11 protein-coding genes are annotated in these 12,825 nt (G+C 36.6%); 1 reads left to right on the forward strand and 10 read right to left on the reverse strand.

Annotated features, from left to right (window positions below; all coding sequences use genetic code 11):
* Window positions 1-202: 202 nt before the first annotated feature.
* From IEV85_RS21100 to rpmH, 6 genes are all read right to left on the reverse strand, one after another.
* On the reverse strand, window positions 203-715 hold the full coding sequence (locus IEV85_RS21100; protein ID WP_188467258.1) for a DUF2480 family protein: 513 nt from the start codon (window positions 713-715) through the stop codon (window positions 203-205).
* Between the two features lie 68 nt (window positions 716-783).
* Window positions 784-1,482: a tRNA (adenosine(37)-N6)-threonylcarbamoyltransferase complex dimerization subunit type 1 TsaB gene (gene tsaB, locus IEV85_RS21105; RefSeq protein WP_188467259.1), complete on the reverse strand. Its 699-nt coding sequence runs from the start codon at window positions 1,480-1,482 to the stop codon at window positions 784-786.
* Window positions 1,479-2,291: a sulfite exporter TauE/SafE family protein gene (locus IEV85_RS21110; RefSeq protein ID WP_188467260.1), complete on the reverse strand. Its 813-nt coding sequence runs from the start codon at window positions 2,289-2,291 to the stop codon at window positions 1,479-1,481. The genes tsaB and IEV85_RS21110 overlap by 4 nt, the downstream gene beginning before the upstream one ends.
* Window positions 2,291-3,949 carry a S41 family peptidase gene (locus IEV85_RS21115; protein WP_188467261.1) on the reverse strand — a complete coding sequence of 553 codons (1,659 nt, stop codon included), beginning with the start codon at window positions 3,947-3,949 and terminating at the stop codon, window positions 2,291-2,293. Before IEV85_RS21115 ends, IEV85_RS21110 begins: the two co-directional genes overlap by 1 nt.
* The gene (rnpA, locus tag IEV85_RS21120) at window positions 3,946-4,368 is read right to left on the reverse strand and encodes a ribonuclease P protein component (RefSeq protein ID WP_188467262.1); all 423 of its coding nucleotides are present in this window, start codon (window positions 4,366-4,368) and stop codon (window positions 3,946-3,948) included. Before rnpA ends, IEV85_RS21115 begins: the two co-directional genes overlap by 4 nt.
* A 23-nt stretch (window positions 4,369-4,391) precedes the next feature.
* The gene (rpmH, locus tag IEV85_RS21125; RefSeq protein WP_188467263.1) at window positions 4,392-4,553 is read right to left on the reverse strand and encodes a 50S ribosomal protein L34; all 162 of its coding nucleotides are present in this window, start codon (window positions 4,551-4,553) and stop codon (window positions 4,392-4,394) included.
* A gap of 238 nt (window positions 4,554-4,791) precedes the next feature.
* On the opposite strand from rpmH, the gene IEV85_RS21130 reads away from it, so the two are divergent.
* Window positions 4,792-6,510 (forward strand): M61 family metallopeptidase, encoded by a 1,719-nt coding sequence (locus IEV85_RS21130; RefSeq protein ID WP_188467264.1) that lies wholly within the window; start codon window positions 4,792-4,794, stop codon window positions 6,508-6,510.
* Between the two features lie 249 nt (window positions 6,511-6,759).
* Here the strand turns inward: IEV85_RS21130 and IEV85_RS21135 are convergent, their stop codons facing one another.
* The 4 genes from IEV85_RS21135 to IEV85_RS21150 form a co-directional block, all read right to left on the reverse strand.
* Window positions 6,760-8,562, reverse strand: coding sequence for an acyl-CoA dehydrogenase family protein (locus IEV85_RS21135; RefSeq protein ID WP_188467265.1), 1,803 nt, complete (start codon window positions 8,560-8,562; stop codon window positions 6,760-6,762).
* Between the two features lie 123 nt (window positions 8,563-8,685).
* Window positions 8,686-9,855: a thiolase family protein gene (locus tag IEV85_RS21140; protein ID WP_188467266.1), complete on the reverse strand. Its 1,170-nt coding sequence runs from the start codon at window positions 9,853-9,855 to the stop codon at window positions 8,686-8,688.
* 51 nt (window positions 9,856-9,906) lie between these two features.
* Window positions 9,907-10,266, reverse strand: coding sequence for a four helix bundle protein (locus IEV85_RS21145; RefSeq protein WP_188467267.1), 360 nt, complete (start codon window positions 10,264-10,266; stop codon window positions 9,907-9,909).
* 50 nt (window positions 10,267-10,316) lie between these two features.
* Window positions 10,317-12,719, reverse strand: a complete 2,403-nt coding sequence (locus IEV85_RS21150; RefSeq protein WP_188467268.1) for a 3-hydroxyacyl-CoA dehydrogenase/enoyl-CoA hydratase family protein — start codon at window positions 12,717-12,719, stop codon at window positions 10,317-10,319.
* Window positions 12,720-12,825 lie beyond the last annotated feature (106 nt).

Here is a 12,825-nt window from a genome sequence, read left to right on the forward strand (position 1 = left end):
GCACTCTCAATCAGTGTTTTAACACTTCCTCCTCCGCTTATCTTCAATCTTTCAATCAACAGCCCTCTCAAGCCATTCCCCTCTTTTGGGTCGACAAAGGTAGAAAATATTCGCCATCTTACAACTCCATCAACTCACTTTTTTGATTTTTTATCGTATATTTACTTTAATCTACTCACTATCAACTCCTTAATTTCGCGCCTTAACGCTTTAACTTATAAATTGGAACGGTGCTACAGGGCTCACCAAACATTAAGGAAGAAACAACAGGGGTTAAATGCTTGGTTATTTCGGTAAATGCAAATTCAGGGTGACTTAGTTCAGAGCATCCTTTAATTACCACTTTAGCATTATCGTAATCCATTTGATCTATTTTTTGAATATTTAGACGCAATATTTCCTTTTCCATTTCATCCGTGCTTCCATAAACTATCATTTCAGCAAAAGGTGATAGTCTAGAGGTTAATAGCATGTACGCCCAGTTTGGAATGATAGCATCAGCAGAGCACCATATATTCACATAGCTCCCGCTATACGATGTCCAATCATGTGATTTAATAAAATCACGAAAATCTTTCTCTTTTAAGACTATCCCTTGAAAAAGATGATCCTTTAAATCAATAGTAAACCTATTAGTGGTTTTATCCAGAATATCTTCTAAATCCAATGTTACTAAAGGACTGCTTTTAACTTTATTGATGATTTCTTCAGACATAATAATTCATTCGTTTTAAAAGTCATTGATTTTTCTGCATAGCTTAGAGTCAAGCCTTCAGCAGGAGTTTATAAAAACGACTTCTTTTTAGAAACAGGAGAAAAGAATTCCTTCCCGTAGTTTGGTTCGAAATATGCTAAATTCTCAAATTCATTTTGCTTGAACTTAAAAAAAGCCAAATGACCTAAAAACTTTGCTGATGGGTTAACGTCTTCCAGGATTTTAAAGTTTCCTTTTTGTTGATAGAGCTTGTATGCTTTTTCTGCTCCATTGCCAAACAAATACAGGGTGGAATACTTCTCCGTAAACTTATCAAATGAGTTCTCTTCTAAGATTAAGTTACTAAGTGGTTCAATTTCCTTCAAGGAGGGTGATAAAGCTTTATAAAAAACTTCCATTCTCCGTGCATCAATCATAGGAACAAGCAAGCCATTCTGTTCAGGACCATAATGTTGTACATGAAATGACATAGCATCTAAGGAGGAAACGGCTATCAAAGGAATATCTAATGCATAGCATAATCCCTTGGCTGTACTTAATCCTATTCTTAAACCCGTGTAAGATCCCGGTCCGCCCGAAACAGCGATAGCATTAAGATCAGCTAAATGCAGATCACAATGAGAAATAAGTTGCTCTATTAAAAGAGACAAAGAAGATGAATGGGATTTTTCCAGATATAATTCGGCAGAAGCTAACAGTCTGCCTTCCTGATGCACAGCAACTGAACAAATGCTAGTAGCTGTTTCTATACTAAGTATAGTAATCATATTAGCTCGATTAGTTTTTTAAAGATCACTATTAGAACAAAAGCTGCAAATAGGTAACTAATTGTGGATACAGGAATCCTTCTGCTTAATTTCACTCCAAAAGTAGCACTTATTAATGTACCTACTATAATAGGAATTGAAACCTGAAAGATAATATAGCCTGTATGAGGCATATCAATAGGTAACATTGGAGTCTGAAACAGATTAAAGAGCACCATTGCCAATGACGTAACAGATATAACTCCTAAAGAAATAGTTTTAGCTTTTCTAATTTCCATTTTAAGCCCTTCACTTAAAAAAGGGATAATGATGATTCCTCCACCCAGCCCCGTCAAAGCCGCTACTGAGCCAGCCGATAAACCTGTAAAACTGAAAAACCGCTTTACAAACTTTACCCGCTCTACAAAAAGTTTTTGCTTTTGGGCATTTCTAAGAGTTGATAATAACATCAAGACCATGATAATTATAACAACAACATTAAATACTTCTTTGGAGTAAAAAGGTGTATTAACTATAAAGTTTAAAACCAATACTCCAGAAAGAATAGAAGAAATACTAATTATTAGAATAGCTTTCGGATAAAATTCTTTGTTACGGATATGGTTAATTGTTGCGAAAGAAGCAGCGAAGAAAGTACCTAATAATGAGTTGGCAATGGTATATTGTGCTACTTCTTGTTCGGGAATTCCAATATAAAGAAACGCAATAGGTAATATAAAAATGAACACTAGTCCTCCTCCTACTCCCAACAAGCCAGAAATAAGGCCACCTAACAAACCTGCACAGAAAAGTAAGAGGTAAAACTCCATTACTTTACAGACAATAGATCCTTATACTTTTGAGCATCATTAAGAATTTCTTTCGCCTTAGCTACTTCTACATCACTCTCGAAAGAAGCCTCTATCATTCCCTGCCTCTTGTGAAAGCGAGAAATAATTTCATCTTTTAATGCCAACTTAATTTCGTTCTCAAATATTTTTATTTCGTCTGATTTGTGTGATTGTATTTCATTTTCCAACTGAGTTAATTCCTCAGAAATAAACTGGTGAAACTTATCATCTTTTGACTGCTCCTTCAGCTTAGCAATAAGTTTTTCTGTATCAGAGGTATACGCATAATCTTTCCCTTTTATCCATTCTGAAAACTCACTATACAAATTATCTGAAATCTCAAAAGTATTGGGGTCAGGGACATTTTCCTGATTCTTATAATAATAAGCTGTGGCAAAATCAAAAATATATCCATTTCTTATTAGCTCAATAGTAATTGGAGCAAAGCCTTCTTCTTCTAGCTCCACGTCAGGAGTAACCCCTCCTCCATCGTACACTTTTCTTCCTGCCTTGGTAGTAAATTCGTTTTTAAGAGAGTCCGGAATTTTACCAATAGTTCCGTCATCATTTCTATGACTGTAATCAATAGCCTGAATGCATCTTCCGCTTGGTGTATAATATTTAGCCGTTGTTAGCTTCAACTGACTATTATAACTAAGTGGACGAGTAGCCTGAACTAATCCCTTTCCAAAACTTCTTTGACCTATTAAAACTCCTCTGTCATAATCCTGCATAACACCAGATACAATTTCAGAGGCTGAAGCACTGGTTCCATTGATAAGCACTACAAGAGGAATACTTATATCTACAGGATTTTTTTCAGATTTATAGCTTTTATTCCATTCTTCTATTTTTCCTTTTGTGGATACAACTTCATAACCTTTAGGTATAAAAACGTTGGAAACATCAATAGATTCGTTCAGCAAGCCTCCTCCATTTCCTCTTAAATCCAGAATAACTTTTTTTGCTCCCTTATCTCTTAATTCAATCAATGCGCTTCTAACATCTGCTCCCGCACCGCTGGAAAATTCCGTTAATCTGATATAAGCAATATCCTTATCAATTAAACCATAATAAGGTACGCTCTCAATATTAATTCTGTCACGCTTTACTGTAAATGTTAGAGGTTTATTTTGACTATACCTTTTTACTTTAATCTGAAGGCTGGTTCCAATTTGACCTTTTAATAGGGTATTTATTTCCTCGGTGTCGAGTTCGGTAATATCTACCTGATCGATAGCAATGATTTCATCACCAATCTTTATGCCGGCCTTATCTGCAGGCGAACCTTCAAAAGCCATTAAAACTACATTACGACCATTAAACTTACCCATGGCTGTACCAATCCCTCCATATTGACCAGTAGACATTATCCGATAATCTTCAATTCTGTTCTCGGGAATAAAATTGGTATATGGGTCCAATGATTCCAACATTGCCTCAATACCTATCTCCATTAAATCTGTAGGATTTATTTCATCGACATAGTACGTGTTTAACTCTTTATAGAGAGTAGTGAAGATATCCAGATTTTTAATGATTTCGAAGTACCTATCGGACACCTTCAATTTAAAAGAAACTAAAGAGATAAGTATTATTGAAGAGAGTGCTACAATTAGCTTTTTATTGAATGTCATTCGGCTTTATCTAAATTAACTATTTTTTCCAAACGCTCTAAAGTCATTTTTAGTTTTTCTTGTATAAGAGAAAACGGCAATGCTTTATCAGTAGTGTAAATATAAGCAATCCATAAACTTGTATGAAGCTGATCCGGAGAAATCAAGTGCTTCTGTAAGCGATAGCTTTCTCTTATCCTTCTTTTGATTGGATTTCTATCTACAGCTTTTTTAAACCTCTTCTTGGGAACAGTTACCAGAATTTGGTGAGGCTTCAGGTTTTCAGAAGTTACAAAGGAATTCTTAAGGTAAAGCACCTTAAATGGGAATAAATAAAAAGAGGAGCCCTTGTTGAAAAGCTCCTTAATTATTTTTTTGCTGCTTAGACGTTCTTCTTTTTTGAAACAGAAAGAGGGTTTGTCTTGCAATTCAAAAGACATCAGAATTATAGCATTAGGCTAGTTTATTTTCTGTGCTTGCTTTTTTCATCAGAAACTGTGAGTTTATGACGACCTTTAGCTCTTCTTCTTGCTAATACAGATCTGCCGTTCGCAGATTCCATTCTTGCTCTAAAACCGTGCTTATTTCTTCTTTTTCTTTGAGAAGGCTGAAATGTACGTTTCATATCTTATAATTTAATTATGCTTTACTATATACTTATCTACTCAGAATTTCTTAAGGCCTGCAAAGTTAATTACTAAATTGATTAATACAAAGTTACGGCTTAAAATGATTCGATTAATTCTTATTTAAATTTAAAAAAAGTGATTCAGAGCCCTAATTTGAGAATAAATACTGGCTAAAGTTTTAGAAACAAGTGATGATTTCTCAAATTTAAAGAAAAATAAACTTAAAGCGTAAGCATGGCACATTATCAATTAAGTCAAAAATACCCCCACTCCGAATTTCTACAAATCCAAATCACCTTTAAGAATACTCAAAAAAGTTCTCCTCTTTCTATACGGTTACCCGCCTGGAGGCCTGGAAGGTATCAGTTAGGCAATTTCTCAAAAAATATCAGAAACTTTAAAGTAATTGATACTGATGGAAAACCTCTTAACTACATCAAAAAATCAAGAGATAATTGGCACATTACCAGCTCAGAAGAAATAGTTATTGTAAACTATGAATATTATACCGCTGAAATAGATGGAGGCAGTACCTATGTAGATGAGGAGCAGTGGTATATCAACTTCATTAACTGTTTAATGTATGCTGAAAACCAATTAGACGAACCATGTGAAGTTCAACTGTTGGTTTCCGATGAAAACATAATTGCCTGTGGCCTGCCTTCCAAAGGTAAAACCCTGTATGCGAAAAACTTTTACCAGCTGGTGGATAGTCCGGCAATCATTTCCAAAGAAATTAAGCACTTACAATATGTGCTTAACAATATAACATTTCATTTATGGTTTAAGGGAGATGTTCAGCTGGCTACGCAGGAAGAAAGAATTATTGAAGATTTTAAAAGATTCACTGCTGAGCAATTAAAAATGATGGGAGATTTCGAAAATGAATCTTACCATTTTCTCTACCAAATTCCTGATACAAAAGCATACCACGGAGTTGAACACCTGAATAGTACCTGCATTGTTTTAGGCCCCGCTAAAGAATTTAATACTGAGGCCTTCTATGATAATTTTCTGGGAATTAGCTCGCATGAATTATTCCATTACTGGAACATCATCAGGATCAGACCCAAAGAAATGGTTCCTTATGATTTTACGAAGGAAAACTATTTTACCACCGGCTATGTGGCAGAAGGAGTAACAACTTATTATGGTGACTTATTTCTGATTAGAAGTGGGGTGAAAGATTTAAACTGGTATCAGAATGAACTCAACAAGCTTTTTAAAAGGCATTTTGAAAACAATGGGAGATTTAACTATTCTGTTGCTGACTCTTCACTGGATTTATGGATTGATGGTTATGAGCCTGGCACACCCGACAGAAAAGTTTCCATTTATGTGAAAGGAGCAATTATCGCACTTTTACTTGATATGCTCATTATTAAAGAAACCAATGCTAAGAAATCTTTAGATGATGTGCTCCGCACCTTATGGTCTGACTTTTATAAAAAAGGCAAGGGATATTCAGCTGCTGATTATTTAAATGTTGCTGAAACAGTAATTGAGCATGATTTGGAAGGTTACAAAAAGGACTATATTGAAGGAACGGCCCCGGTTGAAAACATTTTAACTCAACTTTTCCCTTCCTTTGGCTTTGAGATGATTGAGAAATATCCGGACAACCCACTCTCTCAATATTTCGGCATAAAATATACTGAGAATCCCGATGGCTTCGTCATTAACAAAACTGCACCTAAAAGCCCAGCCGAGGAAAAATTCAGAAGGGAGGATGTTATCATTAGTATTAATGGAAAGGATGTTAAGAACTTTGAAATGGAAAGCTTACAATTTGTAGATAATATTTCATTACATATTATGAGAAAAGGCAAAATGAAAAGGCTTGAACTAAGCAAAAAAGCTAAAGAAAGATACTTTATCTTCTTTGAAATTAGTGTTTCAAATGATTTAACTGATGAGCAGCAATTGTTGAGAAATAAGTGGTTGAATATTTAAATGAGGCTCAATATAAATAAGAAAGGCTATAAAAAGCGAAAGGTCCCTCCCCAGGGACCTTTCTATTTCAACCAAAACCTTACAAAGTCATTGACTTATATAAGATATTGTAAAGATAAAACAAAAATAAGTAGCGACAAATAGCCAAACTCATATTTTTTAAAAAAAAATTATATTTTTATTCGAAAAGGTCAATTTTAACGTTTAAGCTAAGTGTTAAATCGACCAATTTCCCATCCCGATTAATTATTAAAATTCATAAGCTTGCTTAGCTGAAATATGGTCAGCTATGGTTCTTCTTATCTCTTTTAAATTAGCAGGCTCAATCTTAGTAAACCTCTTTAAACCTAGCAACATCATGCGCTGCTCATCTCCTTCTGCAAAGGCATAAATTGCTTCTTTACCTGCTTTTTGAGCTACTTCAACAGCTCTGTGCATATACAACTGAGTCATTGCAATTTGCTGCTTGCAAGCTTCTTCTCCTTTTAAAGAGATCAACTTCTCAGTTCTTAACATAGCTGACTCTGCGGCATATACTTCAATTAGCATATCAGCAAGGTTCATCAGAATTTCCTGTTCGTTTGAAAGCTTCTGCATAAATTTCTGAACAGCTGCACCGGAAATCATCAAGCCTGCCTTTTTCAAATTAGAGAGCACTTTCTTCTCCTTAGCGAATAATGCAGTATCTTCTTGCGCTCCGAAATCAGGAATGCTGGTTAATTCCTTCTGAACATTCATTGCTGGCGTCATCAGGTCAAGCTTGCCCTTCAGTGCCCTTTTCAACAGCATATCAATAGTTAACATTCTGTTGATTTCATTAGTACCTTCAAAAATCCTGTTAATTCGGGCATCTCTGTAAGCTCTGTCCATTGGAGCATCTGCAGAAAATCCCATACCACCATAAATCTGCACGCCTTCATCTACCACATAATCCAATGTTTCTGAACCGTGAACTTTAAGAATGGCACACTCAATAGCAAATTCTTCTACAGATTTCAACTTAGCTTCTGCCTGATCCATACCTGAAGCAATCATTTCATTAAAGGCATCGTCAATATTTTGACCTGCACGGTAAGCTGCCGATTCAGAAGCAAAGGTTCTGGCAGTCATTTCCGCCAATTTATGCTTAATGGCACCGAAGTTAGCGATGGATGTTCCAAATTGCTTTCTCTCGTTCGCATATTGAGCAGCCTGGCCTATCACCCCTTTTGAAGCTCCAATTGTAGAAGCAGCTAGTTTGATTCGACCTATGTTGAGGATATTTACTGCAATCTTAAATCCGTTTTCTCTTTCAGAGAGCATATTTTCCACCGGCACTTTGCAATCATTGAAGAATACCTGACGGGTTGAAGAACCTTTGATACCCATCTTAGCTTCCTCTTCATTCATTGTGATGCCGCCAAATTCTTTCTCGATTATAAATGCAGATAAATTTTTATCATCATCAATTTTAGCAAAAACGATAAAAACATCGGCAAATCCACCATTGGTGATCCACATCTTTTGTCCGTTGACGATATAATGCTTTTTATCATCACTTAAAACTGCTTTAGTTTTTCCGCTGTTAGCATCTGAACCAGAATCAGGCTCAGTTAAACAATAAGAAGCTTTCCACTCACCAGTAGCTAATTTTGGTAAGTACTTTTTCTTCTGCTCAGCATTACCGTAATACAGGATTGGTAAAGTTCCAATACCAGTGTGGGCTGACAGTGCTACTGCAAAGGAATGACCTGCACCAATTACTTCAGCTACTAACATTGAGGTATTAAAATCCATACCGAAGCCACCGTACTCTTCCGGCACAGAAGTTCCTAACAAACCTAGTTCTCCTGATTTATCCATTAAAGATGGCATCAGTTCAGGGTTTCCTTTAACATTGTCAATTTCATCCAGCCTCGGATAAATTTCCTGCTGTAAGAAATCTTTACATGTTTGAGCGATCATTTTTTGCTCCTCTGTCCACTCTTCAGGAGTGAAAACTGCCTGGGAAGGAGTTTCCTTTATAAGGAACTCTCCCCCTTTTGCTGTAAATTGTTTTTCTGTTACTGACATAATATTAATATTTAGATATTAGAGACTAGAATTTAGACTATAGACTTTTGTCTCTATTTAGGTTAAAATATACTTCCAATTAAGATGTGATCTAGATTCTTGACTCTAACATCTTACATCTAGTTAAACCATTTCATAGATTCCGGCAATACCCTGACCTCCCCCTATACAGGCGGTAACCATTCCATATTTACCTTGCCGTCTTTTCATTTCATTGAATAACTGCACGGAAAGTTTAGCTCCGGAACAGCCTAATGGATGACCTAGTGCTATAGCTCCCCCGTTTACGTTTACTTTGCTCATATCCAGATCAAGCTCTCGGGCTACAGCTAAAGATTGCGCTGCAAAAGCTTCATTGAGTTCTATTAAATCAATATCATTCAGCTTTAATCCTGCATTTTTTAGCGCTTTTGGCACTGCCATCACTGGACCAATTCCCATGATACGTGGTTCAACACCAGCCACTGCGAAGCCTACCATTCTGGCAATCGGCTTCACGTTGAGCTCTTTCACCATTTTTTCAGACATCACCATTACGAAAGAAGCTCCATCGTTTGTAGGCGAAGAGTTACCTGCAGTAACTGACCCTCCCGCTGCAAAAACTGGTCTAAGCTTGGCCAAAACTTCCATACTGGTGTCAGCTCTTGGACCTTCATCTTTACTTACAGTATATTCTCTAGTTTTCTTCTTTCCATCTTCTACATAAGTTTCAGTAACATTTATAGGTACTATCTCCTCATCGAATTTCCCTTCTTCCTGGGCCTTTATCGCTTTCATGTGCGAATTGAATGCAAATTCATCCTGATCCTCCCTGGAAACTTTATACTTATGAGAAACCTGCTCGGCAGTAAGTCCCATTGAAGTATAATAATCAGGTGTTTCAGTAGCTATTTTATAATTTAAAGCTGTTTTATAGCCCATAATTGGTACTAAAGACATCGACTCTGTACCTCCTGCGATAATGATATCAGCATAGCCCGCCTGAATTTTTGAGGCGGCAATATTGATAGCTTCCAATCCTGAGCCACAGTATCTGTTGATTACCATTCCGGGCACTTCTTTTCCTAAAGCCAGTAGTGAAATCATTCTACCCATTTGCATTCCCTGCTCTGCTTCCTGCACTGCATTTCCTACAATAAGGTCATCTACCATTTCATTTTCTACTCCCTGAACCTGGGAAACCAAGTGCTTTATAATATCTGAGGCCAGGTCATCTGGTCTGTAAAAGCGTAAGCCACCCTTTTTGGCTCTTGTTACTGCTGATCTGTATCCTGCTACTATGTATGCGTCCATTATTTTAAAATTTTATGATTTTAAAAGATGCTAGAAACTAGAGTCTAGAGCCTAGGCATCTGCGTTCAAACTTTTTATAAATGAATTAAGCATTTTCTGAATTTCGGTTAAACTAAGCTCTACTATATTAAAATCGCTTTCTGTTATAAAATTCAACTTTCTACTTAACAATAATTGCGTCTCTAATTCAAAACTAGAACCAATCGCAATACTTAAGAATCTGGCAAATTCTTTTTTAGAGTCTCTGGATGAACCTTCAGCTATATTAGATGGAATTGAAACAGCACATCTTCTTACTTGAGAAGTAAGTCCGAATTTCTCTTCACTGGGAAGATCATTAGTGATTCTATAAATCAACAATGATAATTCCATTGATTTTTCCCAAATTTTAAGCTTTTTGAAGTTATGCATATTTGACAACAGCGTCTAATATCTATACTCTAGGTTCTATTTTCTCTCTATTAATTTCTCAAAGGTTTACCACCCTGAATTACTGACTGGATTCTCTCAAGTGTTTTCTTTGTTCCTAAAAGAGACAAGAAAGCTTCTCTTTCTAAATCCAATAGATACTGCTCTGAAACTTCCTGAGGGTAAGATAAATCTCCACCACACATCACATAAGCAATTTTTTCTGCTATTAGCTGGTCATGCTCTGATATATAGTTACCCATTTTCATTCCACTGATTCCAGCATTGAACAGCGCTATACCTGTTTTACCTTGCACTTTAATATCGTTTCTTTGCTTAGGCATTGTATATCCTGCTTCATATAATCTAATTGCCGCTTCTTTTGCATCCGCAATTTGTCTGTTACGGTTAATGCTGATTCCATCAGAAGGTCTTAAAATACCCATTTCCCTGGCTTCTTCAGCTGAGGTAGCCACTTTAGCTGTGGCAATATTCATAAAAGCATTCTGTAAGGCATTTAATTCCACGTCTCCGGCTTGAATACTATCAGAAACACGTAGCGCATTTTCCTTAGTACCTCCCCCACCAGGAATTACACCCACGCCAACTTCCACTAAGCCGATATAGGTTTCAGCAGATGCCTGAATATGGTCTGAATGCATTGATAGTTCGCAACCACCACCTAAAGCCATATTATGCGGAGCGGCAACCACCGGAATAGCAGAATACCTGATTCTCATCATTGTTTGCTGGAATTGACGAATCATGAAGTCTAATTCATCGTAATCCTGCTCTATGGCATACATAAACACCATCCCTAAATTGGCGCCTAATGAAAAGTTAGAGCCTTCATTAGCAATCACTACTCCTTTATATTTTTCTTCACCTAATGAAATACCTTTGTTTATAGCTTCAATTACTCCACCTCCCAGTGTATTGGATTTGGAACGGAACTCTACGTTGATTACATCATCTCCCAGATCAATAATGGATGCTTCTGCATTTTCCCAGATCACTTTTCCACTCTCTCTTAGATTTTCAAGAATGATAAATTCTTCAGTACCAGGAATAGCTTTGTACGACTTGCTGTCTATATCATAGTAGTGCTTAGTGCCTTTTTCTACTTTATAAAAAGAGTCTGCTCCGGATTCAAGCATATCATATACCCATTGATTGGGTTTGTAACCGGCCTGCTCCATTTTTTCCACTGTCTTTTTAACTCCTAATGTATCCCATGTCTCGAATGGGCCGATCTCCCAGCCAAAACCGGTACAAATTGCCTGATCAATGCGGTATAATTCATCAGATATTTCAGGAATTCTGTTGGATACATACTTAAATAAGCCATAAAAAGAATCTCTGTAGAACTCTCCTGCTTTATCCTTACCATTTAGTAATACCGGAAATCTTTCTTTTAAATTGGTAATAGGCTTAGTTTGCTCAAGGGTACCAAAATTAGCTTTCTGCTTAGGTTTATATTCTAAACTTTCCAGATCAAGCGTTAAGATTTCAGTTTTCCCGTCATTCTTTGTTTTCTTGTAGAAACCTTGTCCGGTTTTATCTCCCAGCCAATTATTTTCTTCTAATTTACCAATTACAGGAGGTAACTTAAATGTATCACGACTCTCATCATTTGGTAGGCCTTCGTACAACCCGTTCGCCACTTTAATTAAAGTATCTAACCCTACCACATCAGAAGTTCTGAAGGTTGCAGATTTAGGGCGACCGATTACGGGACCCGTCAATTTATCTACCTCATCAATGTTTAGCCCCATTTTCTGCATAGTTTCCACCACTTTTAGTATGGCATAAATCCCTACTCTATTGGCGATAAATGCTGGAGTATCTTTACACAGTACTGTGGTTTTGCCTAAGAAAAGATCACCATAGTGCATCAGAAAATCTGTGATTGACTGATCTGTTTTAGGTGTTGGAATAATTTCCAGAAGTTTTAAATAGCGTGGCGGGTTAAAGAAGTGCGTTCCCAAAAAATGTTTTTGAAAGTCATCACTTCTACCATCAAGCATTAAATGAATGGGAATACCTGAAGTGTTAGAAGAAATAATTGTACCGGGCCTCCTATACTTCTCAACCTTCTCAAACATCTGCTTTTTAATATCCAGACGTTCCACAATGGCTTCGAGTACCCAGTCACACTCTTTTATTTTCTCCAAATCATCTTCAAAATTGCCTAAAGAAACTCTTTTAGCAAAATCTGGATGATATAAGGCAGCCGGCTTATTTTTAAGGGTTGATTCAAAAGCCGCGTTCACAATTCTGTTTTTAACCTGAGGAGATTCAAGAGTAAGCCCCTTTTTCTTTTCCTCTTCGGTTAATTCCCTGGGCGCAATATCAAGTAAAAGCACCTGCACACCGATATTCGCAAAGTGACAGGCAATTCGAGAACCCATGATTCCAGAACCTAAAACTGCTACTTTTCTAATCACTCGTTTCATATGTTTCTTATTGTTTTTTTGGTGGACATATGTAAACACACATTATTAGTATCTTCTCTTGTGGTTCATGACACTATTATGCATGATTACATAGTTTGATATATCT

This window comes from Marivirga lumbricoides (genome assembly GCF_014636295.1).
In the GTDB taxonomy this organism is placed as follows: Bacteria; Bacteroidota; Bacteroidia; order Cytophagales; family Cyclobacteriaceae; genus Marivirga; species Marivirga lumbricoides.

Coding starts and splice junctions, on each gene's coding strand:
- IEV85_RS21135 (WP_188467265.1), bottom strand. CDS start 8,562: ATGTCAGTAACAGAAAAACAATTTACAGCAAAAGGGGGAGAGTTCCTT.
- IEV85_RS21110 (WP_188467260.1), bottom strand. CDS start 2,291: ATGGAGTTTTACCTCTTACTTTTCTGTGCAGGTTTGTTAGGTGGCCTT.
- rnpA (WP_188467262.1), bottom strand. CDS start 4,368: ATGTCTTTTGAATTGCAAGACAAACCCTCTTTCTGTTTCAAAAAAGAA.
- IEV85_RS21115 (WP_188467261.1), bottom strand. CDS start 3,949: ATGACATTCAATAAAAAGCTAATTGTAGCACTCTCTTCAATAATACTT.
- IEV85_RS21145 (WP_188467267.1), bottom strand. CDS start 10,266: ATGCATAACTTCAAAAAGCTTAAAATTTGGGAAAAATCAATGGAATTA.
- IEV85_RS21140 (WP_188467266.1), bottom strand. CDS start 9,855: ATGGACGCATACATAGTAGCAGGATACAGATCAGCAGTAACAAGAGCC.
- IEV85_RS21100 (WP_188467258.1), bottom strand. CDS start 715: ATGTCTGAAGAAATCATCAATAAAGTTAAAAGCAGTCCTTTAGTAACA.
- rpmH (WP_188467263.1), bottom strand. CDS start 4,553: ATGAAACGTACATTTCAGCCTTCTCAAAGAAAAAGAAGAAATAAGCAC.
- IEV85_RS21150 (WP_188467268.1), bottom strand. CDS start 12,719: ATGAAACGAGTGATTAGAAAAGTAGCAGTTTTAGGTTCTGGAATCATG.
- IEV85_RS21130 (WP_188467264.1), top strand. CDS start 4,792: ATGGCACATTATCAATTAAGTCAAAAATACCCCCACTCCGAATTTCTA.
- tsaB (WP_188467259.1), bottom strand. CDS start 1,482: ATGATTACTATACTTAGTATAGAAACAGCTACTAGCATTTGTTCAGTT.